Below are 24,921 nucleotides of genomic sequence, written 5' to 3'. Positions count from 1 at the left end.
CCCGGCGGCGGAGCCGTGTCCTGCGCCTCACGCTCTCCAGCCGGTGGCGCGCAGCCACGTCTCCAAGGTCATCAGCCTCGGGTGCTCGGATCGCAGGGCCGGCAGATCGACCTGTGCGGGCGGTTGCTCGTCGAAGAACTCGAACATCCGGGCCACCCACTCGTCGAACGCGCGCACCTGCTCGATCGGCGTCCGTTCGAAGCGGGCCGGCAGGCCGCACACCCGGCCGAACGTCTCGGCGATCTCGGACGGGGTGAGCTCGTCGGCGCCCAGGTCGACGGTGCGGCCGAGGAACCGGCCGGGGCGCTCGAAGGCGAGGGCGGCGAACACCCCGATGTCCTCGACGCCGATCAGCTGCATCGGCTTGCCGGGCTGCGCGGGGAGCCGCACGACCAGCGTGCCGTCCTCCAGGACCGGGCGGTTGTAGGTGGCGAAGTTCTCCATGAAGGAGACCGGGCGCAGGATCGTCGCCGGGAGCCCGAGGGCGTGGATCTCGCGCTCGATCCGTGCCTTGCTCTCGAAGTGGGGGATTCCGGAAGGGGCGTCCGCGCCGGGGACCGAGCTGTACACCAGGTGTCCCGTGCCGATCTCCGCGGCCAGCCGGACAACCGTCAGGCCCCGCCGTTCCTCGGCGGCGGCGCCCTCGACGGTGATCCTCGGACCCTGCATCATGGTCAGCGCGAGGAAGACCCCGTCCACACCCCGCATCGCGTGGCGCAGCGACGCCTCGTCGTCGAGGTCGCCCACGACGAGTTCCGCCCCCGACTCTTCCAAGGTCTTCGCGGCGGAACGGCCCGGGTCGCGCACCAGGGCGCGCACGCTCCGGCCCCGGGCGAGCAGTTGCCGGGCGGCGGCGCCGCCCTGCCGGCCCGTGGCGCCGACCACCAGTACGGGATCGCTCATGGCGCCTACCTCCGTGGCACACTCGCGGTGTGAAGGATCATGGACGTCACGATAACGAGAGGGCGTCCGGCGGTCCTGGCACTCGTGCTGCCAGTCACGCGCCCGGCCGCCGCGCCAGGGTGTCGGACCGCAGGGCCGAGCTCGGCGCGTTCCTCCGCGCCCGGCGGGCCCGCCTGCGTCCGGCCGACGTCGGCCTGCCGGAAGGCGAGCCGGCCCTGCGCCGCACCCCCGGCCTGCGCCGCGAGGAGATCGCCGAGCTCTCGGGTGTCGGTGTCACCTGGTACACCTACCTGGAACAGGGACGGGACATCTCGGCGTCGGCGCAGGTGATCGACGCGCTGGCCCGCGCGCTGCTGCTCGATCCCGACGAACACCGCCACCTGCGTGACCTGGCCGGCCTGGCCCCGCCGGACACGCCGTCCGGCGAGGGGGCGCGGCCACGGGACCGGCTGCGGCGCCTGGTGGACGCCGCCGCCCCGAACGCCGCCTCCGTGTACGACGCGCGCTTCGACTATCTGGCCTGGAACACCCCCTACGCCCTGCTCCGCCACGATCCGCTGACGCTCCCGCCGGGCAGGCGGAACCTGCTGTGGATGATGTTCACCGACGCCGGCAACCGCGCCCGGATGGTCCATTGGGAACCCGCCGCCCGCGCCGTGATCAGCCAGTTCCGCGCCGAGATGGGACGCCGGCCGGGTGACCCCGCCTTCACGGCGCTGGTGGCGGAGCTGAGCGAGGTCAGCCCGGAGTTCCGGGAGTGGTGGGCGGACTACCCGGTCCGCCGCTTCAGGCCCGCGACGGTCACGATCGACCACCCCGAGATCGGGCGGCTGGACCTGGAGGTGTTCCAGCTGCGTCCGGCGGAGCACCCCGATCTCCTGCTGGTGCTGCAAGTGCCGGCGGGCGAGGACGGCCGCAGGCGGGTGACCTCGCTCCTCGATGGACGGCGGGACTCCGGCAGCGCCCCGAAGGGCAGCGCTCCGAAGGCCAGTGCCCCGAAGGGCAGCACTCTGAAGGGCGGCCTCCCGGCGCGCCGCCCCGGTAATCGCCCGCATCCGGGGTAACTTCGGCATCATGGCCACCCGTACGTCCGGACAGGGGTCCGGCAAGCGCCCCGCGTCGCGCTCCGGATCCCGTACGGCTTCCCCGAAGCGATCCCCGGCGGGTTCCCGAGGCAGGGCGGCGCCCAGGTCCGCGCCCAAGCGGCCGGTCGCCACCGGACAGGACCCGATCAGCTGGTTCTTCCTCGTGATCGGCAAGCTCGTCATCGGCATGTGGATGCTGGTGGCGAACGGCGTGGGCATGGCGGCGCGGGCACTCGGGCAGGGAGCCCGCGACCTCGACCCCGTGCACCGCCGCGACGGGCAGGGACTGTCGGTGCTCGCGGCCGCCATCGTGCTCGCCGCCCTGACCTGGCGGGACACCAAGACGGGATTCGCCGAGTTCGTCGACACCGTGGTGCGCGGGACGGTGGGATCGCTCGCCTGGGCGGTGCCCGTGCTGCTCGCGCTGCTCGCCTGGCGGCTGCTGCGCCACCCCGACCAGAACGCCGAGACCGGCAGGATGGGCATCGGCTGGACCGCGCTGCTGGCCGGGATCCTCGGAATCGTGCACGTCGCCCACGGCACGCCGTACCCCTCAGGCGGGCCCAACGACGGCATGGCCAACGTGTCGGCGGCGGGCGGCATGATCGGCTTCATCGTCTCGGCTCCACCGTCGAGCATCCTGCCGGCGTTCATCACGATCCCGCTGCTGGTGATGCTGTCCGGCTTCGGCCTGCTGGTGATCACAGCCACTCCGGTCCACCGCATCCCCGAGCGTCTCGCCGAGATCCAGCACATGCTCTTCCAGCGGCCGGAGGAGACCGGGGAGCCCCGCAAGGCCCCCGCGCCGGCCAAGAAGCGCACCCGCAAGCAGCCGGGCGGCGGGCGCGACGCCGAGGGCGGCGACGGCGTCAAGCCGTACGACACGCCCGTGCTGTCGGAGAAGGACCATTCGCCGGAGATCGTCCCCGGCCTCGTGGACGACGTGGTGGAGTCGGCCGAGCCTACCGAGCCGGAGATACCCAAGCCGGTGCCTCAGCCTCCGCTGCCGACCCCCGCGCCGCGCAAGGTGGAGCAGCTCGTCCTGTCCAGCCAGGAGGGGCCGTACACGCTGCCGGACCTCACGCTGCTGCGGCCGGGCAGCGCGCCCAAGCAGGAGACCAAGGGCAACCGGACGGTCGTGAACGCGCTGACCAGCGTGCTGGAGCAGTTCTCCATCGACGCGCAGGTCGTCGGCTTCACCCGGGGCCCGACGGTGACCAGGTATGAGATCGAGCTCGGCCCGGCCGTCAAGGTCGAGAAGGTCACCGCGCTCACCAGGAACATCGCCTACGCCGTCAAGTCCGCGGACGTCCGGATCCTGTCTCCCATCCCCGGCAAGTCGGCCATCGGCGTGGAGATCCCCAACGTCGACAAGGACCTCGTGTCGCTCGGCGACGTGCTGCGCTCGCAGGTGGCCCAGGCCGACCACCACCCGATGATCGTCGGGCTCGGCAAGGACGTCGAGGGCCGCACCATCGTGGCCAACCTGGCCAAGATGCCGCACATCCTCATCGCGGGCGCCACCGGCGCGGGCAAGTCGACCTGCATCAACGGGCTGATCTCCTCGATCCTCCTGCGGGCCACGCCCGACGAGGTCCGCATGGTGCTGGTCGACCCCAAGCGGGTCGAGCTCAGCTCGTACGAGGGCATCCCGCACCTCATCACGCCCATCATCACCAACCCGAAGAAGGCCGCCGAGGCCCTCGAATGGGTGGTGGGCGAGATGGACCGGCGGTACGACGACCTGGCGGCCAGCGGCTTCCGGCACGTGGACGACTTCAACAAGGCCGTGCGCGCGGGCAAGCTGGTGCCGCCGCCGGGCAGCGAGCGCGTCTACCAGCCGTACCCGTACCTGCTGGTGATCGTGGACGAGCTGGCCGACCTGATGATGGTCGCGCCGCGCGACGTGGAGGACTCGATCGTCCGCATCACGCAGCTCGCCCGGGCCGCCGGCATCCACCTGGTCATCGCCACCCAGCGGCCGTCCGTGGACGTCGTCACCGGCCTGATCAAGGCGAACGTGCCCTCGCGGCTGGCGTTCGCCACCTCCTCGCTCGCCGACTCGCGGGTCATCCTCGACCAGCCGGGAGCCGAGAAGCTCGTCGGGCAGGGCGACGCGCTGTTCCTGCCCATGGGCGCGAGCAAGCCGATGCGGCTGCAGAACGCGTTCATCTCCGAGAAGGAGATCGCGGAGGTCGTCGCCCACTGCAAGGCCCAGATGCAGGCCGAGTATCGGGAGGACGTCGCCGCGCCCGCCGCCGCGAAGCGGGAGATCGACGAGGAGATCGGCGACGACCTCGACCTGCTGATCCAGGCCGCCGAGCTGATCGTGTCGACCCAGTTCGGCTCGACGTCCATGCTCCAGCGCAAGCTGCGCGTGGGCTTCGCCAAGGCCGGGCGGTTGATGGACCTGCTGGAGAGCCGCAACGTGGTCGGTCCGAGCGAGGGGTCCAAGGCCCGCGAGGTGCTGGTCAAGCCCGACGAACTGCCCGGCCTGCTCGCCGACCTCCGCGGCGGCGAGTAGCCGCCGGGCCTCGCCAGGCTCTTCAGGGACCCAACCGGCGCGCCTCGGCGGCGCACGGGTGCACGCCGGCCCCTCGGACGACGTCCTCCAACGCCTGAGCCCGAGGAGGCAGGCGTGGGCGCCGAACCGCCCGTCGCGGGCCTGCGTCAAGAAGTGGCTGGGCAGCGCCTGGGGCCCCGACGTCTGCACGGGCTGGATCACCTGACATCAGCGCCGGCGACCCGGTGGGCGGCGGTAGCGAGCAGCAGGGCCGCGTGCGCGCCGGGGTCGGTCACCGGGTGGCCCAGCAGCGTCTCGATGCGCTGCAGCCGCTGGTAGAACGTCTGCCGCCCGAGGTGTAGCGCGGCGGCCGCCCGGGTCGCGCTGCACCCGTGCAGCAGGAAGACCTCCAGCGTGCCGACGAGGTCGGTCCGGTGGGCCGTGTCCCAGTCCACCAGCCGGCCGATGGTCCGCCGTACGAGTTCGGCGGCGTGCCGGGCGTCGGCGTGGCGGGTGAGCTCCAGTTCGAGGGCGAGCGCGCGGGTGGTGACGAGCCGGGCACCCCGCCGCAGCCCGAGCGCGGCCCGCGCGTCCCGCAGCGAACCGCCCAGCTCGGCCAGGCCGGTCGCGGCGTGCCCCACGGCGACTCTGAGCTGGGGGGTGTGCAGCCGCCGCAGCGCCTCCTCCAGCGCCTGGGCGGCCGCGCCGGCGGCGTCCGCCACGGCCACCGGCACCGCGAGGGCGCCGAGCACCAGCCGGCTCACCCGCCCCCGCAGGGCGGTCGTGTGCAGGATGTGCGCGGCCCGGTCGAGCACGGCGAGCGCGGCCGCCGTCTCCAGGGCGTCCACGGCCACGCCCACCAGCAGGTGGCCGGGCCCGGTGGGCAGGCCCGCCATGACCGCCCGTACGCCGGGGTCGGCCTCGGCCGTGCCCTCGATGAGGTCCCGCAGCAGCGCGGACGCCTGGCGGTCGCGCTCGCTCGGCGGACTGCCCGTCCTGAGCATGGCGAGGGCGAGGGCGACGGCCGTCCGCTCCAGCGCGATCGCCAGGTCGTCGGCGGGCAGCGCCGAACCGGGGCCGGCCACCAGCCGCCCCCAGGGGTGACCGTGGAGGGTGACCGGTGACTCGCAGACCGCACGTTCAGCCGCGCGCCAGGCGTCCCGGTCGCTGCCCACGCCGTGGGCGGCGACCAGCGCGCCGCTGGCGGACAGCAGCATCAGCGGTGCCCCCACCACCTCGGCTCCGGTCGCCAGTACCCCGGCGACCCCGGCGCCGGCGATGAGCGCCTCGTTGAGGGCGCGAGTGGCCGAGTCGCCCACCCGCAGCCGCCGGCTCGCGTAGTCGACGATCAGCGTGTTGACGTGCTCGGTGATCCGGATGAACGGGACGACCGCGTGCAGGGTGATGAAGGGCAGCTCCTGCCTGCGGGCCTCCTCCACCAGCTCGGGCGGCGTCTCGGGGAACGTGCGGCCGAGTTCGAGGGCGACCCCGGCCACGCCCCTGGCGGCGATCTCCCGCAGGTAGTGCCGCCGCGCCCCCGCGTCGGTGCCGGCCAGGCCGAGCCCGGTCGTCAGCAACAGCTCGCCGCCGGTGAGCAGGGGACCGATCTCGTAGATCTCGCTGGAGTGCACCCATCGGACCACCCGGTCGAGCGCGCCCTTCCCGGCGAGGACCTCCGGCCGGGCCTCCCGCAGCACCTCGAAGGACAGCAGCTCGCGCAGGGTCAGAGGCATCGGTGCACCCCTATACGGATCGTCCGTTAAGGGTCGTCATAGTACGGACGTTTCGTCCGTTCCCGAAGGCCCGGCGGGGAGGGATAGTGAGCGCATGACGAGCGACGCAGCCATGCTCAGCGTGGCCCTGGAAGAGGCAAGGAAGGGGTTCGCCGAAGGCGGCGTGCCGGTCGGCGCGGCCCTGTTCGGCCCGGACGGCCGCCTGCTGGGGCGCGGGCGAAACCGCCGGGTTCAGGACGGCGACCCCTCGGTGCACGGGGAGACCGCCGCCTTCCGCGACGCGGGCCGCCAGCCCTCCTACCGCGGGACCACCATGGTGAGCACCCTGTCGCCCTGCTGGTACTGCAGCGGCCTGATCCGGCAGTTCCGCATTCCGCGGCTGGTGGTCGGCGAGTGTCGCACGTTCATGGGCGCGCACGAGTGGCTCGCCGAGGCCGGGGTGGAGGTCGTCGTGCTCGACGACCCCGAGTGCGCCGGGCTCATGACGGCCTTCATCACGGCCAACCCCGCCGTCTGGAACGAGGACATCGGAGATGAGACATGAATTCGGTTCCCGTCGTCGACCTGACTCCCTGGTTCTCCGGTGAGGCGGACGGCCGGGCGCGGGTGGCCGCCCAGGTCGACGCCGCGCTGCGCGAGATCGGCTTCCTGCTGGTCACCGGGCACGGCGTGCCGGCCGCGCTGCGCGAGGACGTGCGCGCCGCGGCCCGGCGGTTCTTCGCCCTGCCCGCCGAGGCGAAGCAGCGGTACGCGGCCACCGTGGGGGAGCGGGGCTGGCTGCCGCCGGGCGTCGAGGCCAACGGCTACGCCGAGGGCACGCCCACCCCGCCCGACCTCAAGGAGACCTTCGCCGTGGGCGCCGACCAGCCGATCGGCGTCCCGGAGATCGACACCGACTGGTTCCTCGCCAACGTCTGGCCGTCCGAGGTGCCCGAACTCCAGATGCTGCTCACCCGCTACTTGGCGGAGATGCGCTCGCTGGCCGGCGAACTCCTGGTGGTCTGCGCGGCCGCTCTGGGAATCGAGGAGGACTTCTTCGCCTCCCGGGCCGACCACCCGTCGTACACGATGAACATCAACCGCTACCCGCCGCTGTCGCAGGTGGGCGAGCCGGAGCCGGGGCAGTTCCGGATCGGGCCGCACACCGACTTCGGCACCGTGACCGTGCTCGACCGGCAGCGGGGCGTCGGCGGCCTGCAGGTCTACACGCTCGACGGCGAGTGGATCGACGCGCCGTTCGTGCCGGACTCGTTCACGATCAACATCGGCGATCTGCTGGCCCGCTGGACGGGCGACCGCTGGCGCTCCACCCGGCACCGGGTGCTCCCGCCCGACCCGTCGGCGCCGGACGAGGAGCTGATCTCGCTCATCTACTTCTACGAGTGCAACCCCCTGGCCGAGGTGGAGTCGCTCGGCCCCCCGATCGGCCGGGTCTCCCACGAGCCCGTCCGCGCGTCCGACTACCTCCTCGAGAAGCTGAGGGCGATCACCGTATGACAGTTCTGGAACCCCCCGAAGTCGCCGTACGCGAGGGCCGGTACGGCGACAAGGTCGCCGCGATCGAGCCGGGCGGCATCGAGTTCATCCCCCTCTCCGAGCGCCACGGCAGGCCCCGGCAGCTCTTCTGGACGTGGACCTCGCCGAACCTGGAGTTCGCCACGATCTTCCTCGGGGTCCTCGCCGTGGCGGCGTTCGGGCTCGGCTTCTGGCAGGCCGTGCTCGCCGTCGTCGTGGGCAGCGGCCTCGGGGCCCTCACCCACGGCGTGCTGTCGGCCAGGGGCGTGAGTGCGGGGCTGCCGCAGATGGTGCTCGGCAGGCTGCCGTTCGGCTATTGGGGCAACGTCATCCCTTCGGCGTTCAACTCCGTCGCCGCCGGAATCGGCTGGTTCGCGGTCAACAGCGTGAGCGGCGCGCTCGCGCTGAACACGCTGACGGGTTTGCCGGGCTGGGCCTGTCTGCTGATCGTCGTCGCGGTCATGGTGGTGCTCGGGTTCTTCGGCCACAACCTCGTGCAGGCCTTCGAGAAGTACGCGTTCCCGGTTCTCGCGGTGATCTTCGCGGTCACCTCCGTGATCATCCTGTCGAAGGCCGAGCCGGGCTACGCGGGCAGCGGGGGAGGGCTCGGCGGCTTCCTGCTGACCGTGGGCGCCACGTTCGGCTACGCGGCCGGCTGGAACCCGTACGCCGCCGACTACACGCGGTACCTGCCGCAGGACGCGAGCAGGCGGGCCACCGGCTTGTCGGCGGGCCTCGGCGTGTTCGTGTCGTGCGTGCTGCTGGAGGTCGTCGGCGCGGCGTCCGTGACGATCGGGGGCGGCGACGCCCTCGGGCAGCCCACCTCGGCGTTCACCGGCCACCTGCCCGCGCTCGTGGCGAACCTGACGCTGCTCGCGATCGCCCTCGGGGCCGTGTCGGCCAACGCGCTCAACGTCTACTCGGGTGCTATGTCGCTGCTCGCCCTCGGCGTACGGCTGCCGCTGACGATGCGGCGGGCCATCGTCGCGCTGGCCTGCGGCGTGATCGGCTTCGCGGTGGCGCTGTCGGGCCTGGAGGACGCCGGGCACAAGTATGAGGCGTTCCTGCTGGTCATCGCGTACTGGATCGGCCCCTGGCTGGGCGTGGTGCTGACGGACATGCTGCTGCGGCGCGGCCAGGACGTCCGCGCGCTCGAACCGCTCATGTTCGACCGGCGGCACGCCAACTGGGCCGGGCCTGTCGCGATGGTGGCGGGGGTCGTCCTGTCGGTCTGGCTGTTCTCCAATCAGGAGCAGTACGTCGGCGTGGTGCCGCGGAGCGTGCCCCAGGTGGGGGACATAGCGTTCGAGGCCGGGTTCCTCATCTCCGCCGGGCTCTATCTCGCGCTGAAGCCCCTGCGGCGCGGCTGAACGGGCCCCGGGCCGCTCCCCGGCGTGCACTCTCCGTGCATATTCGACCCACCCACGGGTACCCATCGTAGCCAGTTACTGATTGAATGTGACTAACTACGCATTGTGGGGCGAGCTGTTCAGCTCGGACAGGGGGCGGAACGATGAGCGTTGGTGCTGTTTTGGCCGAAGCCCGTGAGCGCGCCGGGCTGACCGTGCGTCAGCTCAGCGAGCGCACGCGGATCCGCGAGACCGTCATCGAACGCTTCGAGCGCGACGACTTCTCGGTGGGCGACTTCTACGCGCGCGGGCACATCCGGACCATCGCCTCCGACCTCGGCCTGGACCCGGACGGGATCCTGCGGCAGTACGAGCAGGAGAACGCCGACATCGCGTCACCGGTCAAGGCGTCGGCGGTGTTCAGGGGCGACGTGGGGGAGCGGGCCCGCAGGGCCCCCAGCTGGACGATGGCCGTCGCGGTGGCCCTGGCCATCGTCGCGGTCGTCGTCGTCGCGCGGATGCTCGGGGGCTCCGGCGGGAAGACGGGCCCGACGGCCGCCCAGCTCCCGGTGACGGCGCCGCACGCGCACGCGCGTCACGACAAGGGCCACGAGAGGAAGACCCTCGAGGAGGCCGTCGCGCCCGGCCTCGTGGTCGTGAAGGTCACCGCGCGCAAGCCGGCCTACCTCAACGTGAGGGACGCCAAGGGCCATGAGATCTTCCAGGGGACGCTGCCCGAGGGGAAGACCACGACCTATTCGGCCAAGGACCGGATGAAGGTGACCATCGGCGACGCGGGGGCGGTGCGGCTGGAGGTCAACGGAAGGGACCTCGGCACGCCCGGCAAGGACGGCCAGATGATCCGGCGGACCTTCGACGCGGGCGGCCCGAGTCCCCGTTAATCGCCGACTGCCGATACCGTAGTTCGCATCATGTCTTCTCGCCGAACCGTATCGCTGATCACGCTGGGCTGCGCCCGCAACGAGGTCGACTCCGAGGAGCTGGCCGCGCGGCTGGAGGCCGCCGGCTGGCACACCGATGACGACGATCCCGACGTCGTCGTCGTCAACACGTGCGGCTTCATCGATTCGGCGAAGAAGGACTCCATCGACACCCTGCTCGCCGCGGCCGACTCGGGCGCGAAGGTGGTGGCGGCGGGCTGCATGGCCGAACGGTACGGCGCGCAGCTCGCCGACGCCCTGCCCGAGGCGACCGTGATCTCCTTCGACGACTACGCCGAGATCGGGGAGCGTCTCGACGACGTCCTCTCGGGCAGGCCGCTGGTCCCGCACTCGCCGCGGGACCGTCGCACGCTCCTGCCGATCACGCCGGTGGAGCGCGCGGCCGCCCGGGCCCACATTCCCGGTCACGCCCAAGAGGACCCGCTGCCGGAGGGCGTCGCCCCCGCCAGCGGCCCGCGCATGCTGCGCAAGCGGCTCGGCTCGGGGCCGGTGGCCTCGCTGAAGCTCGCGTCGGGCTGCGACCGGCGCTGCACGTTCTGCGCGATCCCGGCCTTCCGCGGCTCGTACGTCTCGCGCCGCCCGGAGGACCTGCTCGCCGAGGCCGCCTGGCTGGCCGGGCAGGGCGTCAGGGAGCTCGTGCTGGTCAGCGAGAACTCCACGTCGTACGGCAAGGACCTGGGCGACCTGCGCGCACTGGAGAAGCTGCTGCCCCCGCTGGCCGCGATCGAGGGCATCGAGCGGGTGCGGGTCAGCTACCTGCAGCCGGCCGAGCTGCGGCCCGGGCTGCTCGACGTGATCGCCTCCACCGAGGGGGTCGCGCCCTACTTCGACCTGTCCTTCCAGCACGCCAGCGGGACCGTGCTGCGGCGGATGCGGCGCTTCGGCGACCCCAAGCGGTTCCTCGACCTGCTCGCGCAGATCCGCGACCGCGCCCCGGAGGCGGGCATCAGGTCCAACTTCATCGTGGGGTTCCCGGGGGAGACCCAGGAGGAGTTCGACGAACTGGTGGGCTTCCTTGAGGAGGCCAGGCTGGACGTCATCGGCGTCTTCGGCTACTCCGACGAGGAGGGCACCGAGGCGTACGGCTTCGACGGCAAGCTCGACCAGGACGTGATCGAGGAGCGGGTCGCGACGCTGACCGAGCTCGCCGAGGAGCTGACCGCCCAGCGGGCCGAGGAGCGCATCGGCACCGAGCTGGAGGTCCTGATCGAGGAGGACCTCGGGGACGGCGGATACGAGGGCCGGGCGGCGCACCAGGGCCCCGAGGTGGACGGTGCGGTCACGGTCCAGGGGATCGGCCTGGTCCCCGGCCAGATCGTCCAAGCGGTCGCCGTCGACTCCGAGGGGGTCGACCTCATCGCCCGGATCAAGGCAGGCACATGACGGAGCGCGGTGAGCCGCCGGTGGACGTGGCGGGCCCGGGAGAGGTGACACCGGAGCCCGCGGCGCCGCCGGTCGCCGCCGTGCCCGCCGCGCCGGTGGCGATACCGGCGTCCGCCGACGTGGCCGGAGCGGTCGCAGTAGAGGGCGCAGGAGACGGCACGGTGCGCCACGTCAGCACCTGGAACATCGCAAACGTCCTGACCATCGCCCGGCTGGCGATCGTCCCCGTCTTCACCGTCTTCCTGTTCGTCGAGGGGGAGGGCTGGCGCCTGGCGGCCCTCGGCGTCTTCCTGCTCGCGTCCCTCACCGACCAGCTCGACGGCTGGCTCGCCAGGAAGTACGCGCTGATCACCGACTTCGGGAAGATCGCCGATCCGATCGCGGACAAGGCGCTGATCGGCGCCGCACTGCTCAGCCTGTCGTACCTCGGCGAGATCCCGTGGTGGGTCACCCTGGTGATCGTCGCCCGCGAGGCGGGGGTCACGCTGCTGCGTTTCCTCGTGATCCGGCACGGGGTTATCCCGGCCAGTTACGGGGGCAAGGTGAAGACCGTGTTGCAGATCGTGGCCATCGCGCTCTACATCGTGCCGGGGGTGCCGGATCTGGTCAGGTGGGCGGCCATGGGCCTCGCCCTGGTGATCACGGTGGGAACCGGCGCCGACTACGTGGTGCGGGCGGTGCGGCTGCGGCAGGTGGCGAGGAGCGCGCGAAGCCGATGATGGGCGTGGCGAGCGAGGTGCTGTCCCTGCTGGTTCGCCAGGGCGCGACGGTCGCCGTGGCGGAGTCGCTCACGGGCGGCCTGATCGGGGCCGCGATGACCGGTCCGATGGGGGCCTCGGCCGCCTTCCGGGGCGGGGTGATCGCCTACGCCACTGATCTCAAGGCGAGCGTCCTCGACGTGCCGTCCGACCTCCTCGGCAGGGAGGGAGCGGTGCACCCCGACGTGGCCGCGGCCATGGCCACAGGAGTGCGCAAGCTCGCGGACTCCGACTACGGCCTGGCGGTGACCGGGGTCGCCGGCCCCGATCCCCAGGACGGCAAGCCGGTCGGCACGGTCCACATCGCGCTGGCGGGACCGGGAGAGCGGCTCTGGCACCGCGACCTGCGGTTGACCGGAGACAGGGACGGGATCAGAACTGCCACCTGTCAGGAGGCGTTGACCCTGCTGGAAGGTGTGCTGAAGGCAAATTTGGGGGAACATTCGGGGTGATTACCGCGTTACGTCCCCAGCGAACATGCTCGCCTCGGTCTGCCGCGGTGTCGCCCTCTACAGGTACGGTGGAGCTGTGAGTGAGGTCCGTGAGCCAAAGGCGAGGAGCAAGACAGGCGCACGCCCGGCGAAGGGGCCGAGCGAACCCATGATGACGGCGAGGCGTATGTACGAAGGGCAGACGAAGAAGGGGCGACATGAGCCCACCGTGAGAGGCGTCGTGAAGGCGCCCCCCTTGGGGAGGGAGCGACAGATGATCCTGCTGCGTCAGCTGCTCGGTGACGTGCTGCGGCGGCTGAGGGTGCGGCAGAATCGCACCCTTCGCGAGGTCTCCACTCTGGCGCGTGTCTCACTCGGCTATCTGTCCGAGGTCGAGCGCGGTCAGAAGGAAGCCTCCTCCGAACTGCTCGCCTCGATCTGCGGCGCGCTCGGGGTCCCGCTGTCCCAGGTGTTGCGCGAGGTGTCCGACCAGTTCGCGCTGGCCGAACTGCAGGCCGCCCCCGTGCTGGCAGAGGTGCCTGAGCACGAGCGCCTGCCCATCCCGGAGACCGTCCCCGCAGGGCCGGAATTCGAGGGCTTCCCCGAGGTCAAGGACATGGTCGCCGCCTAGGCGGCGTCTCGACGCCCCGCCGCGCCGGCGGTCGGCGTCTCCACGACTTCGCCTGACCGTCCCCGCAGGCCCCATAAGACACGGCTCGATAGGACACGCCCGGCAGAAGGCCAGGCGTGGCCCCGCGCTCGCAGTCCGGCTCGACCCGGACCCGGGTGCCCTGTCCCGATCCCACGGGCGGGCGCCTGGCCCCCGCAGGCCCGGTTCGCAGGCCCGGTTCGCAGGCACCGTTCCGTTCCGGCGTGCCCATTCGGGCCCCGTTCGCGCTTGGCCGCGCTCGTCCACTCCCGTCTCTGCGGCCTTTTCCGCACCGCGGTCCCGCGGCGTCCTCACGTCCCTCGGTCGCGTGGCTCCCTCGTCTCCGTACGGCTGTCTTCGCTGACCGCCGTGATCACGACGCCTGGATCTCGACCACCCTGCCGTCCGGATCGGTCATGAGGTGCCGGCCGGGCTCCAACCGCGGCTCGGCGGTGGCGCCGTCAACATGGAGACCGAGCCGTACGGCTCCGGTTCTGCGCTCGGTGGTCGCCGGGTACAACTCGAACACGGTGCCGTCGGCCAGGACGGCGGCGTAGTGCTCCGGGCCTCGGCCGTGCCGCTCCCGGGTGAATTCGACGCCGAGTGCGCCGTAGAAGGCGCGGCACTCCTCCAGCCGATCGGTGTACAGGACGAGCAGCATGACGCGGGCGGCGGTGGGCGGCACGGAATCCCCTTCGTGTCTACGTACCGCCCTATTGTCGGTTCTCAGTCCCGCTGGCAGGCGGGGCACCAGTAGATCAGCCGCTCGGCCGGCTGCGGTCCCATCTCCCCGCCGCTGATCGGGGCGCCGCAGCGGCGGCACGGGCGGCGTCCCCTGCCGTAGACGAGCAGCGACCGCCCTGGGCGCGGATCGCCCGTCGTCACCGGGAGCGGCGTGTCCTTGCTCGCGTCCATCAGACGGTGGGCGACCGTGACCAGCGCCTCCAGCTCGTCCTGCGGGATCGACCCCACGGGGCGCCACGGGGACATCCGCGCCGCGTACAGCGTCTCGGCCCGCCAGATCGTGCCGATGCCCGCCAGGTCGCGCTGGTCGAGCAGCGCCTCCCCGATCGTCCGTTCCGGAGCGCGCAGCAGGTTCCGTACGGCGAGGGCGGCGTCCCAGTCCGGCCCGAGCAGGTCCGGGCCGAGATGCCCCACGACCCGCTCCTCACGGTCGGTCGGCACGAGATCGACCATCCCCAGCCGTGTGCCGACCGCCTGCCACTGGATGTTGGCGAGGATCAGCCGGACCACGTCGCCTCTCGGCGCCGGACGGCCCGCCGGGCCCACGCGCCAGCTTCCCTCCATGCGCAGGTGGGTGTGGACGGTGAGCCCGCCCTCCACCCGGGTCAGGAGGTGCTTGCCGCGCGAGACCGTCGTCAGCACGGTCCGGCCGCGCAGATCGGCGGTGGCGTACCGGGGCACCCGGAAGTCGCTGCGGGTCAGCCTCCGGCCGTCGAGGGCCTGCCTGAGCCGCTTGGCGGTCCGGTAGACGGCGTCACCCTCCGGCACGGGTCTCCTCCCGGGAGGATCGGGTTCAGGCGGCTCACACGGGCATGTGTGAGTCCCACGCCGCCGGGTCGGCGGCGAGCTCGGTCACTCGGTCCGGCAGCTCGCCCTTGGCGATCTGCTCCAGGGTGACCTCTTCGAGGATGGCCCGCTCACTCGCCCGCAGCGCGATCCACACCTGCTGCAGCGCCTGGGCGGCGCCCTGGTAGCCGACGTGCTCGGGCCGCTCGCCCCGCACGTTGGCCAGCGGCCCGTCCACCGCGCGGATCACGTCGGCGAGCGAGATCTGACTGGCCGGCCGTGCCAGGACATAGCCCCCCTCTGGGCCCCGCTGCCCGCGCACCAGTCCGGCGCGGCGCATCTGCAGCAGGATGTTCTCCAGATATTTGGGGGGCATCTCCTGCTCCTTGGCCAGCTCGCCCACCGTGGTGGGTCCCTCACCCGCCGCGGCGAGTTCGGCGGCGGCACGGAGGGCGTAGTCGACACGGGCAGAAAGTCGCATGTAGTCGATTATCCCGCCTGGTTGGCATCGGTAGGACGCCCGCCCGCCAACACGGCCCGGCCGGGCCTAATCCAGCCGGAGCCGCACGACGAGCGGGAGGTGGTCGGAGAACGGAACCCGGGGCGCGTCGGCCGCCACCGCGGTGAGCCCGTCCGAGATCAGCACGTGGTCGATGCGCCGCACGGGGGCGTCGGCGGGCGAGGTCGGCGGGTCGCCGAGCGCCCGCAGGGGGTCGGACAGGCCCGCGGCCTCCAGCACGCGCATCTGGGGATCGGACGGCGTCGTGTTGAGATCTCCCGCCACGATCACCGGTCGTGGGTCGGCCACACCGATGCCGGGTGGGAGGGTGTTCGCGGCGAGCCGCCGGGCGATCGCCGCCACCTCGGGTGCCTGCCCGCGCGGCTCCTGCAGGTGCGTGTTCACGATCCCCACCTCGTGGTCGCCGATGTTCAGCACGATCGACTGGGCCTGGGCGCCGGTCGGGTATCCGTGCCGCCCCAGCCGGGTCGAACCGATCTCGGCGACGGGCAGGTTCGTGAGCAGCGCGTCGCCCCAGAGTCGGTCCGCGGCGGGGGCGAAGTAGTAGCGCATGCCCAGGCCGCGGGCGATCCTCGCCAGGTCGTCGTGCCCGCCGTTGAGCAGCCAGCCCCGGTCCACCTCGCTGAGCAGCACCACGTCGGGGCGTCGCGTCGCGGCCCAGGCGGCGACGCGGTCGAGGTCGAGCCGCCCGCCGAGCCCGAAGCCCATCCGGATGTTGTACGCCACGAGTGTGAACTCGTTCCCCGTGATCGTTTTCGTGGCCGGTGGTGACTGCCAGGTGAGGAGGCCGGTCAGCAGGGCCAGCGACACCGCGATCGACCCCCATCGGCGCGGCGCCCGCCGTGCCGGGGCGGTCTGGCGCCGCCGGCCCCCGCGTACGGCGACGGCGGCGACCGGAACGGCGACCGCCACCGGGACCAGGGTGTTGGGAAACCCCAGGTCGGCGTCGAAGGCCGCGTAGTAGAGGAACGCCCCGGCCAGGAACACGAGCATCCCGCCCAGCACCGCGACGCCCCCGCGCCCTCCCGCGCTCCCCGAGGTGGCGGCCGTGTGCCGCCCGGCGGCGCCGGCGCAGGCTCCGAGGGCGACCGTCGTCACGAGGGCCGGCAGGCCCTGCACGCCGGTCTCCGCCGCCGCCACCCCGGCGATCAGGAAGAGCCCGGCCGTCCAGCCCCACGACGTGGTCCAGGCGTAGACGACGGCCGCGCACAGCGCCGCGACCTGGAGCGCGACCGCCAGAGCGGTGAAGGGCGCACTGTGCTGCGCGGTGTCCTGCGCGAGTATGGCCGGGCCGCCGCAGTACATGCCCGCGAGCATGAGCATCGGGCCGAAGGCGAACCACACGGCCGCCGGGGCGGGGATGGGGGATGCGGGCGAGAGCCGTACGGACCGCAGGAAGGCGACGCAGAGGGCGACGGCGGCGAACCAGGGGAGCGGCCCGAGCCGCCAGACGAGGTCCACCCGGTCGAGGGCCAGATGGACGATCGACGCGCCGGCCAGGCCGCCGATCAGTCCGGCGGGCACCCACGTGTCCGCCACCGTCCGCGCGCAGCCGTAGAGGAAGACCAGGCCCGCCGTGACCCCGGCGGAGGCGAGCAGAAGCTGGGGGGCGCCCCCGTCCGCGGCCTGCAGGCCGAGCCGGGCCACGACGAGCGCCACCGCGCCCGCCGTCCTGACGATCCGGGGCGACGTGAGCCGCGCCGCGGGGACGGCGGCGAACGGCAGGACGAACCACAGCGCGGCGTACATCCCCATGCTCGCGGGGTCGGTCTCGCCCGCCCTGCCGTACAGGGTGATGAGGGACGGCAGGAACACCCGCATCACGTCGAACAGGAGCGCGACGCCCGTCACGAGCATGACCAGTGGCCACGGGGGAGCGGGAAATCGGCGGGTCGGTGTGGTGCGCGGCTGCCTGGCCGTCTCGGTCATGGCGCTCCCTTCAGGCTCATATGAGCCATCCTCATGAAACATGGGAGCGTTACCAATACGTTCGACCTGGGGCGTTCCCCGCCCTTGTCGGCTCGCTAAGCTTGCTGGAAACCTTGTTGTTCATTCACGGGCGCACATGGTCGAAGCGCCGCCGGGGGCCGAGCGGACCGGAGGGGCGTGGGTGGGCGCACCGACGGCAGGCCGGAGACTCAGACGATGGGAAGCAGGAGCATGGAGCGACGTCCTGGCGTGCCCCGGCTGCTCCGGGAGATCAACGACCGGGCCGCCCTGGAACTGCTGCTCGCCTCGGGTCCCCTGACGCGCGGCCAGATCGGGGAGCTCACCGGCCTGTCCAAGGTCACCGCGTCCCAGACGCTGGCGCGTCTGGAGGAGCGCGGCCTGGTGGAGGTCGTGGGGGAGCAGGCGGGCAACAGGGGACCCAACGCCGCGTTGTACGGCGTGATCGCCTCCTGCGCGTACGTCGCGGGGCTCGAGGTGGGCCCCGACCGGGTGTCGGCGTCGATCGCCGACATCAACGGCGACGTGGTGGCCGAGGTGACGGCCTCCCCCGAGGGGCAGGACGACCCGGTGTCGCTGGTGCACGCGGCCGTGGTGAAGGCCTGCAGGAGCGCGAAGGTGGCGCTGTCGCGGCTACGCGGTGTGGTCATCGGCACGCCCGGCGTCGTCGACCCCCGCACCGGCGATGTGCGGTTCTCCTTCGACCTGCCGCAGTGGCACGAGGGCATCCACGAGGCGCTGGCACGCGACCTGCGCCGGGACGTCACGATCGAGAACGACGTCAACCTCGCCGCGATCGCCGAACGCGCGAAGGGCTCCGCCCAGGAGGTGGACGATTTCGTGCTCGTGTGGGTGGGCCGGGGCATCGGCCTGGCCGTCGTGCTGGGCGGACGGCTGCACCGGGGCCGGTCGGGCAGCGCGGGGGAGATCGGCTACCTCCCGGTGCCCGGCGTGCCGCTCGCCGACGACGTGAGGGCGGTCCCCGGGCGGCTGCCGTCGCTCGGGGGCGGCCTGCAGTCGCTGGTCAGCTCCGAGGCCGTCACCGAACTGGCCCGCGGGCACGGCTTCGCCGGGGACACCGCCGCCGACTGCGTGACCGCTGCCGTCGCCGCCGGGTCCGCGGGCGAGCCCCTGCTCGACGAGGTCGCCTCGCGGCTCGCCCTCGGCGTGGCGTCGGTGTGCGTGGTGCTCGACCCCGGCCTCGTGGTGCTGGCCGGAGAGGTCTGCCGGGCCGGCGGGGCGGCGCTGACCACCCGCGTGGAAGAGGCGGTCGCGCGCATCTGCCCGGTCCCGCCGCAGGTCGTCACGAGCCAGGTGGAGGGCAATCCGGTGCTGCGCGGCGCCGTCCTCGCCGCGCTCGACCAGGCCAGGGAAGAGATCTTCACGGCATAGGGAGTGCTTCCAGCCGAAGCCCCGATCCGGACGTGTGACGGCGTCGCCGTTACGAGCCGTCCATGGAGTGGCTCGGCATCCCACTCATCGAGTGGTCCGGCATGTCGTCCATGGAGTGGCCCGGCACGTTTCCGTTCGCGTCGGTCACCATGAGCGTCCCGGCCATTCCCATGTCGGAGTGGCTCTGTACGTGGCAGTGGTACATCCACATTCCGGGGCCGACGCGTTCGCCGGCGATCACTTGGAAGCCGAATGATTCGGCGGGTCCGGTGGTCTTGGTGTCGATGATCCGGCTTTGGTCTTGCGGGTCTTTGAGCATGCCGGTGCGGTTGTCGGCCCAGCGGTGTCCGTGGATGTGGAAGGTGTGGAAGAGGTTGCCGTGGGCGATGACGATGAATTCCACGCGTTCGCCGAGTTCGGCGGTGAAGTCGGGTGCCTGGGTGAGGTTGTTGGTCTTCATGTCGTTGAAGACGACGGTGAAGGTCTTGTCCGGGAGTATGTCGCCGGTGCGGCGTACCACCAGTGGCCCGTAGAGTCCGCGCAGGATGCCGCCCGTGCCGTGGTCGGTTCCCACGACGTGGTCGTGGTAGTGCCAGTAGCCGGCGCTGCCGGGTGCGATGGTGCCGTCCGGGCGGGTGGCCGGGGTGTGGGTGCGCCAGGTGTAGACGTACCGGCCTCCCGGTTCCACCACGCTGTTGTTCATCCGGGTGCCGTCGCTGGTCGTTTCGTAGTCGACTCCGTGGACGTGCAGGCTGGCGGTGACGTCGGTGTTGTTGACCAGCTCGATTTCGAGGGTCTCGCCCTCGATCATCTCGATGAGGGGGCCGGGGATCGTGGGCTTGCCGGCCTCCAGGCCGTAGCCCAGCTGACCGTCGGGCAGCTTCTCCGCATAGAGCGTGATGCGGCGGACGTCACCCGGCGTGCCGGCGGTCTTGACCCCGGCCCCGGCCGCGGTCTTGCCCGCTGCCTTGTCCGCGGGCGCGGCGGTGACCTGACTCGCCACGGCGAACGGCGCGACCGCGGCGGCTGTCGCCGCGGTGGTGGCGAAGGCGCGCCGGGAGAGCAGGCGTCGCGTCACATCAGTGTTTTTCTCGGTCATGGTTCCCAATCGGTGACGGCGCTCGCCCGGGTGCGGCGAGCTGGGGGTGGTCCGAGCTGGAGGATGGTCGGTGCTGGCGCTGCCAGGTCAGCCGCAGCTGATCGCGCTGTAGTCGGTCTCGTAGGTCGAGGTGACCTTCTTGCCGTCGATCGTCGCGGTCCCGGTCACGGTGGCCTTGCCCGCGCCGATCTGCTTGGCCCGCGTGTTGAAGGACTGGTACGCCTGCTTGCCCGGGGCCACGTCGGCCACGGTCCTGGAACCGTACGGGGTGGTCAGTGTCACGGTCGCCGCCACGTCGCCGTGGTTGACGGCCGTGACCGCGACGTACACCGACGTGCCCACGCAGCGGGATGCGGCGGTGACGGTCAGCGGCACCTTCTCGCTCGCGCCGGTCACCGTGAACGTCCCGGCCATCCCCGCATCGGAGTAGCTCTGTACGTGGCAGTGGTACATCCACTTCCCGGGGCCGACGCGTTCGCCGGCGATCACCTGGAAGCCGAATGATTCGGCGGGTCCTGTGGTCTTGGTGTCGATGATCCGGCTCTGGTCCTCCAGGTCTTCCAGCATGCCGGTGCGGTTGTCGGCCCAGCGGTGTCCGTGGATGTGGAAGGTGTGGAAGAAGTTGCCGTGGGCGATGACGATGAACTCCACGCGTTCACCGAGTTCGGCGGTGAAGTCGGGTGCCTGGGTGAGGTTGTTGGTCTTCATGTCGTTGAAGACGACGGTGAAGGTCTTGTCCGGGAGCACGTCGCCGGTGCGGCGTACCACCAGTGGCCCGTAGAGTCCGCGCAGGATGCCGCCCGTGCCGTGGTCGGTGCCCACGACGTGGTCGTGGTAGTGCCAGTAGCCCGCGCTGCCGGGCTCCATGGTGCCGTCCGGGCGGGTGGCCGGGGTGTGGGTGCGCCAGGTGTAGACGTACCGGCCTCCCGGTTCCACCACGCTGGCGTTCATCCGCGTGCCGTCACTGTCCCATTGGTAATCCACTCCGTGCACGTGCAGGCTGGCGGTCACGCCGGTGTTGTTGACCAGCTCGATCTCGAGGGTCTCGCCCTCGATCATCTCGATGAGGGGGCCGGGGATCGTGGGCTTGCCGGGCTCGAGGCCGTAGCCCATCTGACCGTCCGGCAGGTTGTCCGCGTAGAGGGTGATGCGGCGGACGTCGCCAGGCTCGCCCGCGGTCTTGCCGGCGGTCTTGCCGGCGGGCTCCGCGGTGGCCTGACTCGCCACGGCGAACGGTGCGATCGCGGCGGCTGTCGCCGCGGTGGCGGTGAAGGCGCGCCGGGAGAGCAGGCGTCGCGTCACATCACTGCTTTTCTCGGTCATGGTTCCCAATCGGTGACGGCGCTCGCCCGGGCGCGGCGAGCGGGGGGTGGTCCGTGATGCCGGCGGATACGACATGGGGGTCGGGGTCGAGGCGCGGCCATGCCGGTCCGGAGGAATTCGCGCAGGTCTAAGGGCACTTCCACCGATGCGTAACGAGTCTTTAGCTGATTTCTTCGGTAAGTATGGTAACGAACTAGTCAACTTAGTAATTGATGTGGACTAAATGCAGCCAGACTGTTACGTTTCCAGCCGAAGCGCCTGAGGAGCGGCCATCAGCCTCTGAAGGGATGTAGGACGTCACGGCACCGCTGCCGTCACCGGGAATGATCGATCGGCGCAGGGACGAGGAGACCGGCAAGGTCGGCGCCGCGTCCGCCATCGGCGAGTCCAGTGACCACCGCGGCCGATCAGGCAGTTCTTCCGAAGGTTGCTGTTGCCCCCCACAACCGAAGGAGCGGACGATGGGCCGAAGAGACCTCTTCGCACACCCCGGCCACCCGCCTGGCGCCGCGCCGTGATCATAAGGGAAACGTCGCCCTGACTCTGGGCGTGACGACGCCGCGCGTCATGACCGCCCGACCTACCACCGCTCCGAGGCCGACACCGCCTGGCCGAGTTCCGCGACGCCCGTGCACGCGAGCTCTCCCACCCGGCACGCCCTCCGAGTGACGTCGGCCAAAGCGCGGTGTCCGCCGGCCGAGGCATCAGATCATGAGAGGTACACGGTAAATGCGCATCAGATTTTTCTCGGGCTTCCTCGGTGATTTGCGGAGGGCGCTCAGAACCCCTGCCACGCTCGGACGCATAGCCCTGGTGATTGTGGCAGTGGCACTGCCGACGGTGTGGCTGTCGGGAGTGGGGGCCGCGGCACAGGAACAGAGTCAGCAGGTCGGCCAGGCGGCGGAGCAGACGCTCGTCTGGACCGCCGACAACAGTTACACCGAGTACAAGTCCGCGCCGACCACGGCGACGGCCGGCCCTGCGACGATCATCTTCGAGACCGACGCGTCGACCGGCAACACCTCCGGGATGACGCACACGCTGACGTTCGACGTCTCCAGCCCCGGCTACAACCACGACGTCAACGTCAACATCGTCGCCAGCCCATTCGACACGAATGGGGGCAGGCACGAGGTTCAGGTGAACCTCACCCCTGGAACGTACCGCTACTACTGCGCGATCCCCGGTCACTCGGGAATGGTCGGCGAGATCGTGGTCACCAGCGCCGGCCCCACCGACACGACGCCGCCGCAGGTGTCGGCGTCGGTGTCGGGCGAGAAGAACGCGGATGGCGACTACGTGGGTTCCGCGGCGGTGACCGTCTCGGCCACCGACACCGAATCCGGGGTGGACACGGTGGAGTACGCCCTGGACGGTGGCGCGTTCCAGGCCTACACGGCTCCGGTGCCGGTGAACCAGGTCGGCGAGCACACTGTGCGGTACCGGGCCGCCGACAAGGCCGGCAACACCTCTGAGGTGCAGTCGGTGACGTTCACGGTGGTGGCCCCGCAGCCGAAGGACACCACCCCGCCGACGGTGTCGGCGGATGTGTCCGGCACGAAGGACGCCGATGGCGACTACGTGGATTCCGCCACGGTGACCATCTCCGCGACCGACACCGAGTCCGGGGTGGACACGGTGGAGTACGCCCTGGACGGCGGCGCGTTCCAGGCCTACACGGCTCCGGTGCCGGTGAACCAGGTCGGCGAGCACACCGTGAGCTATCGGGCGACCGACAAGGCCGGCAACACCTCCGACGTCGCCACGGCCCACTTCACGGTCGTCGTGGCGCCGCCGCCCGCCGAGACGCCGCTGACCGTCACCGCCTCGTCCCGCTGCGTGGGCACGTCGGTGTACGTCGCTGTCACGGCCGTCAACGACGGCGAGGTGCCGGCGACCGTGACGCTGACCACCCCGTACGGTTCCAGGACCGTGGCCGACGTGGCCCCGGGCAAGCAGGCGTACCAATCCTTCAACACGCGGGCCAAGCAGATCGGCGCGGGCAAGGCCACCGTGACCGGGACGTCGTTCATCGACGGTGAGAAGGTCACCACGTCCTACGAGAGCGGCTACAACGCGATCAGCTGCGGCTGACCGGGCCGGCGCGGCGATCACGGTGTAGGTACCGGGGGCGCCACCGTAGTGAACAGGAACCGACCGGCCGATGGGCCGGTCGGTTCCGCCCTTTACAGCCCCGCTGCCGAGGGACCACCGCTCAGCACTTCCACCGCGGCCTGAGCGTTGGCGCGGGCCGCGCCGTACGTCGCGATGTAGGCCCCCGCGTCGGGCCGCCAGATCGGCAGGCCCATCTCCATCACGACGGCGTCCGGGCGGGTGGCGAGCAGCTCCGAGATCAGCGCGCGGCTTTCCGGGTGGCGGTGGGCGTCCTTGACGACCACGATCAGCGAACGCTCCCGGGCCCGGCCGAGCAGCGCCCCGGCGTCGGCCTCCGCGGGTGTGACCCGGACGATCTCGGCCTCCGGCAGCCACGGCGCAACCCCCCAGGGCACCTCGCCCACCGCGATCGTCGGCGGTGTGTCGATCTCGACCACGAACGGATCGACCAGCGGCCCCGCCGAGCCCGTCAGGGACACGGCGCGCCGGGCGGCGTGCAGGCCGACGGCGTCGCCCTCCGCGACCTCCCCGGCCGGCCCGCTCCCTGATGGCAGGTGCGCGCCGGCGAACCAGTCGCGCAGCCGCTCCACCCGCGCGGCGGCCTCTTCCAGCCGCTCGGCCGTGAGCCTGCCCTCGGCGACGGCGTCCACGATGTGGTCCACCATGCTCCGCACGTCCTCCGACGTGGGCAGCGGCCCGAGACACAGCAGGTCGGCGCCCGCGGTCAGGGCCCGCACCGCGCCCTCCGCGAGCCCCACGTTCTTGCTGATCGCGTGCATGTCGAGGGCGTCGGTGAGCACGACGCCGTCGTAGCCCAGCTCGCGGCGCAGCAGCCCGGTGAGCGCCTGGGCGCTGAGCGTGGCGGGCAGGTCGCCGGTCAGCTCGGGAACGGCCACGTGCGCCGTCATGATCGACTTCACTCCGGCCTCGATCGCCGCGAGGAAGGGGACCAGCTCACGCTCTCTCAGCAGGTCGAGCGAGGCGTCCACCAGCGGGATCTCCAGGTGGGAGTCCTGATGGGTGGCGCCGTGGCCCGGGAAGTGCTTGACGCAGGCGGCGATCCCCGCCGACTGCAGGCCGCGTACGGCGGCGACCGTGTGCCGTGCCACCAGGCCCGGCGACGAGCCGAACGACCGGGTGCCGATGATCGGGTTGTCGTCGGCGGTGTTGACGTCGGCCACCGGGCCCATGTCGAGGTTCACCCCGCACCGCGCCAGGTCCGCGGCCATCGCATGGTAGACCCGCTCGGTCAGGGCCACGTCGTCCACCGCGCCGAGCGCCGCGTTGCCCGGGTAGGCGCTCCCGGTGTGGTAAGCCAGCCGGGTGACGTCCCCGCCCTCCTCGTCGAGGGAGACGACCGGGCGGCCCGCCTCGTTCAGGCGGGCGCTGAGCGCGGCGACCTGCTCGCCGCCCGCGACGTTGAACCCGAAGAGGCAGACGCCGCCCAGACCGTCCTCCAGGCCGCGCAGGACCCAGTCCGGCGCGGTCGTGCCCTGGAACGAGATCAGCAGTGCGCCCGCCGCGAGCCGGTGCAGGCCCGGGTCGCCGGTACGCGTGGACAGGTCGGCGGCCCCCGTCAGGGGGTCGCGGGTGGCGGACATGGTGTCTCGGCTCCTTAGGTGACAGTGGGAGTGAGGACGCGCGGGCAGGGCTCGTACGGCCACCGGGTGCGGTGGCCGTACAAGCGGCCTTCAGGAGAGTGGGGGTGCCGGTGAGCGGTGGGG

At 71.7% G+C, this 24,921-nt stretch carries 21 protein-coding genes; 12 read left to right on the top strand and 9 right to left on the bottom strand.

Translation table 11 applies throughout. The annotated features are described in order from the left end of the window. Positions 1-27: 27 nt before the first annotated feature. Positions 28-903, bottom strand: a complete 876-nt coding sequence (locus HHX35_RS04040; RefSeq protein WP_182897602.1) for an NmrA/HSCARG family protein — start codon at positions 901-903, stop codon at positions 28-30. Positions 904-1,022: 119 nt separating this feature from the next. Between HHX35_RS04040 and HHX35_RS04035 the strand changes: the two genes are divergently transcribed. Both HHX35_RS04035 and HHX35_RS04030 read left to right on the top strand, forming a co-directional pair. Beyond that, complete coding sequence (locus tag HHX35_RS04035; RefSeq protein WP_182897601.1) at positions 1,023-1,967, top strand: helix-turn-helix transcriptional regulator; 945 nt, start codon at positions 1,023-1,025, stop codon at positions 1,965-1,967. Positions 1,968-1,977: 10 nt separating this feature from the next. Next, positions 1,978-4,512 carry a DNA translocase FtsK gene (locus HHX35_RS04030; RefSeq protein ID WP_182897600.1) on the top strand — a complete coding sequence of 845 codons (2,535 nt, stop codon included), beginning with the start codon at positions 1,978-1,980 and terminating at the stop codon, positions 4,510-4,512. 197 nt (positions 4,513-4,709) lie between these two features. Here HHX35_RS04030 and HHX35_RS04025 read toward each other — a convergent pair whose 3' ends face one another. Beyond that, positions 4,710-6,224 carry a PucR family transcriptional regulator gene (locus HHX35_RS04025; protein WP_182897599.1) on the bottom strand — a complete coding sequence of 505 codons (1,515 nt, stop codon included), beginning with the start codon at positions 6,222-6,224 and terminating at the stop codon, positions 4,710-4,712. A 94-nt stretch (positions 6,225-6,318) separates the two neighbouring features. Here HHX35_RS04025 and HHX35_RS04020 point away from each other — a divergent pair, with 94 nt between their 5' ends. From HHX35_RS04020 to HHX35_RS03985, 8 genes are all read left to right on the top strand, one after another. Next, positions 6,319-6,768 carry a nucleoside deaminase gene (locus HHX35_RS04020; protein ID WP_182897598.1) on the top strand — a complete coding sequence of 150 codons (450 nt, stop codon included), beginning with the start codon at positions 6,319-6,321 and terminating at the stop codon, positions 6,766-6,768. Then, on the top strand, positions 6,765-7,721 hold the full coding sequence (locus HHX35_RS04015; RefSeq protein WP_182897597.1) for an isopenicillin N synthase family oxygenase: 957 nt from the start codon (positions 6,765-6,767) through the stop codon (positions 7,719-7,721). Before HHX35_RS04020 ends, HHX35_RS04015 begins: the two co-directional genes overlap by 4 nt. Continuing rightward, positions 7,718-9,109: a cytosine permease gene (locus HHX35_RS04010; RefSeq protein ID WP_182897596.1), complete on the top strand. Its 1,392-nt coding sequence runs from the start codon at positions 7,718-7,720 to the stop codon at positions 9,107-9,109. Before HHX35_RS04015 ends, HHX35_RS04010 begins: the two co-directional genes overlap by 4 nt. Positions 9,110-9,270: 161 nt before the next feature. Then, entirely contained in the window at positions 9,271-9,990 is a 720-nt protein-coding gene (locus tag HHX35_RS04005; protein WP_182897595.1) for a helix-turn-helix domain-containing protein, read from the top strand. A 30-nt stretch (positions 9,991-10,020) separates the two neighbouring features. Then, the gene (rimO, locus tag HHX35_RS04000) at positions 10,021-11,433 is read left to right on the top strand and encodes a 30S ribosomal protein S12 methylthiotransferase RimO (protein ID WP_182897594.1); all 1,413 of its coding nucleotides are present in this window, start codon (positions 10,021-10,023) and stop codon (positions 11,431-11,433) included. Further along, positions 11,430-12,152, top strand: a complete 723-nt coding sequence (pgsA, locus tag HHX35_RS03995; protein WP_182897593.1) for a CDP-diacylglycerol--glycerol-3-phosphate 3-phosphatidyltransferase — start codon at positions 11,430-11,432, stop codon at positions 12,150-12,152. Before rimO ends, pgsA begins: the two co-directional genes overlap by 4 nt. Continuing rightward, positions 12,149-12,643: a CinA family protein gene (locus HHX35_RS03990; RefSeq protein ID WP_139576122.1), complete on the top strand. Its 495-nt coding sequence runs from the start codon at positions 12,149-12,151 to the stop codon at positions 12,641-12,643. The genes pgsA and HHX35_RS03990 overlap by 4 nt, the downstream gene beginning before the upstream one ends. A gap of 253 nt (positions 12,644-12,896) precedes the next feature. Then, the gene (locus HHX35_RS03985; protein ID WP_139576123.1) at positions 12,897-13,253 is read left to right on the top strand and encodes a helix-turn-helix domain-containing protein; all 357 of its coding nucleotides are present in this window, start codon (positions 12,897-12,899) and stop codon (positions 13,251-13,253) included. A gap of 391 nt (positions 13,254-13,644) precedes the next feature. Here HHX35_RS03985 and HHX35_RS03980 read toward each other — a convergent pair whose 3' ends face one another. The 4 genes from HHX35_RS03980 to HHX35_RS03965 form a co-directional block, all read right to left on the bottom strand. Then, entirely contained in the window at positions 13,645-13,932 is a 288-nt protein-coding gene (locus HHX35_RS03980) for a glyoxalase/bleomycin resistance/dioxygenase family protein (RefSeq protein ID WP_182897797.1), read from the bottom strand. A gap of 65 nt (positions 13,933-13,997) precedes the next feature. Then, positions 13,998-14,783, bottom strand: a complete 786-nt coding sequence (locus HHX35_RS03975; protein WP_182897592.1) for a DNA-formamidopyrimidine glycosylase family protein — start codon at positions 14,781-14,783, stop codon at positions 13,998-14,000. Between the two features lie 34 nt (positions 14,784-14,817). Then, on the bottom strand, positions 14,818-15,282 hold the full coding sequence (locus tag HHX35_RS03970; protein ID WP_139576126.1) for an Rrf2 family transcriptional regulator: 465 nt from the start codon (positions 15,280-15,282) through the stop codon (positions 14,818-14,820). Between the two features lie 66 nt (positions 15,283-15,348). Beyond that, positions 15,349-17,250: an endonuclease/exonuclease/phosphatase family protein gene (locus HHX35_RS03965; protein ID WP_182897591.1), complete on the bottom strand. Its 1,902-nt coding sequence runs from the start codon at positions 17,248-17,250 to the stop codon at positions 15,349-15,351. A gap of 231 nt (positions 17,251-17,481) precedes the next feature. On the opposite strand from HHX35_RS03965, the gene HHX35_RS03960 reads away from it, so the two are divergent. Further along, positions 17,482-18,660: an ROK family transcriptional regulator gene (locus HHX35_RS03960; RefSeq protein WP_182897590.1), complete on the top strand. Its 1,179-nt coding sequence runs from the start codon at positions 17,482-17,484 to the stop codon at positions 18,658-18,660. A 49-nt stretch (positions 18,661-18,709) separates the two neighbouring features. Here the strand turns inward: HHX35_RS03960 and HHX35_RS03955 are convergent, their stop codons facing one another. Further along, on the bottom strand, positions 18,710-19,738 hold the full coding sequence (locus tag HHX35_RS03955) for a multicopper oxidase domain-containing protein (protein ID WP_220504917.1): 1,029 nt from the start codon (positions 19,736-19,738) through the stop codon (positions 18,710-18,712). A gap of 108 nt (positions 19,739-19,846) precedes the next feature. Then, the gene (locus HHX35_RS03950; protein WP_220504916.1) at positions 19,847-21,061 is read right to left on the bottom strand and encodes a multicopper oxidase domain-containing protein; all 1,215 of its coding nucleotides are present in this window, start codon (positions 21,059-21,061) and stop codon (positions 19,847-19,849) included. Positions 21,062-21,907: 846 nt separating this feature from the next. On the opposite strand from HHX35_RS03950, the gene HHX35_RS03945 reads away from it, so the two are divergent. Beyond that, positions 21,908-23,176 carry an OmpL47-type beta-barrel domain-containing protein gene (locus tag HHX35_RS03945; protein WP_220504915.1) on the top strand — a complete coding sequence of 423 codons (1,269 nt, stop codon included), beginning with the start codon at positions 21,908-21,910 and terminating at the stop codon, positions 23,174-23,176. Between the two features lie 92 nt (positions 23,177-23,268). Here HHX35_RS03945 and HHX35_RS03940 read toward each other — a convergent pair whose 3' ends face one another. Further along, positions 23,269-24,798, bottom strand: a complete 1,530-nt coding sequence (locus HHX35_RS03940) for a glycoside hydrolase family 3 protein (RefSeq protein WP_182897586.1) — start codon at positions 24,796-24,798, stop codon at positions 23,269-23,271. Positions 24,799-24,921: the final 123 nt, after the last annotated feature.

It is taken from the genome of Microbispora sp. H10830 (assembly GCF_014161375.1).
Lineage (GTDB): Bacteria > Actinomycetota > Actinomycetes > Streptosporangiales > Streptosporangiaceae > Microbispora > Microbispora catharanthi.
This window is presented reverse-complemented; position numbering and strand designations above follow the sequence as displayed.

What these genes read in the sequence shown, in the direction of transcription:
- HHX35_RS04040 (WP_182897602.1), bottom strand. Translation starts at nt 903, where the DNA reads ATGAGCGATCCCGTACTGGTGGTCGGCGCCACGGGCCGGCAGGGCGGC.
- HHX35_RS04030 (WP_182897600.1), top strand. Translation starts at nt 1,978, where the DNA reads ATGGCCACCCGTACGTCCGGACAGGGGTCCGGCAAGCGCCCCGCGTCG.
- HHX35_RS04025 (WP_182897599.1), bottom strand. Translation starts at nt 6,224, where the DNA reads ATGCCTCTGACCCTGCGCGAGCTGCTGTCCTTCGAGGTGCTGCGGGAG.
- HHX35_RS04020 (WP_182897598.1), top strand. Translation starts at nt 6,319, where the DNA reads ATGACGAGCGACGCAGCCATGCTCAGCGTGGCCCTGGAAGAGGCAAGG.
- HHX35_RS04015 (WP_182897597.1), top strand. Translation starts at nt 6,765, where the DNA reads ATGAATTCGGTTCCCGTCGTCGACCTGACTCCCTGGTTCTCCGGTGAG.
- HHX35_RS04010 (WP_182897596.1), top strand. Translation starts at nt 7,718, where the DNA reads ATGACAGTTCTGGAACCCCCCGAAGTCGCCGTACGCGAGGGCCGGTAC.
- rimO (WP_182897594.1), top strand. Translation starts at nt 10,021, where the DNA reads ATGTCTTCTCGCCGAACCGTATCGCTGATCACGCTGGGCTGCGCCCGC.
- pgsA (WP_182897593.1), top strand. Translation starts at nt 11,430, where the DNA reads ATGACGGAGCGCGGTGAGCCGCCGGTGGACGTGGCGGGCCCGGGAGAG.
- HHX35_RS03990 (WP_139576122.1), top strand. Translation starts at nt 12,149, where the DNA reads ATGATGGGCGTGGCGAGCGAGGTGCTGTCCCTGCTGGTTCGCCAGGGC.
- HHX35_RS03985 (WP_139576123.1), top strand. Translation starts at nt 12,897, where the DNA reads ATGATCCTGCTGCGTCAGCTGCTCGGTGACGTGCTGCGGCGGCTGAGG.
- HHX35_RS03980 (WP_182897797.1), bottom strand. Translation starts at nt 13,932, where the DNA reads ATGCTGCTCGTCCTGTACACCGATCGGCTGGAGGAGTGCCGCGCCTTC.
- HHX35_RS03970 (WP_139576126.1), bottom strand. Translation starts at nt 15,282, where the DNA reads ATGCGACTTTCTGCCCGTGTCGACTACGCCCTCCGTGCCGCCGCCGAA.
- HHX35_RS03965 (WP_182897591.1), bottom strand. Translation starts at nt 17,250, where the DNA reads ATGACCGAGACGGCCAGGCAGCCGCGCACCACACCGACCCGCCGATTT.
- HHX35_RS03960 (WP_182897590.1), top strand. Translation starts at nt 17,482, where the DNA reads ATGGAGCGACGTCCTGGCGTGCCCCGGCTGCTCCGGGAGATCAACGAC.
- HHX35_RS03940 (WP_182897586.1), bottom strand. Translation starts at nt 24,798, where the DNA reads ATGTCCGCCACCCGCGACCCCCTGACGGGGGCCGCCGACCTGTCCACG.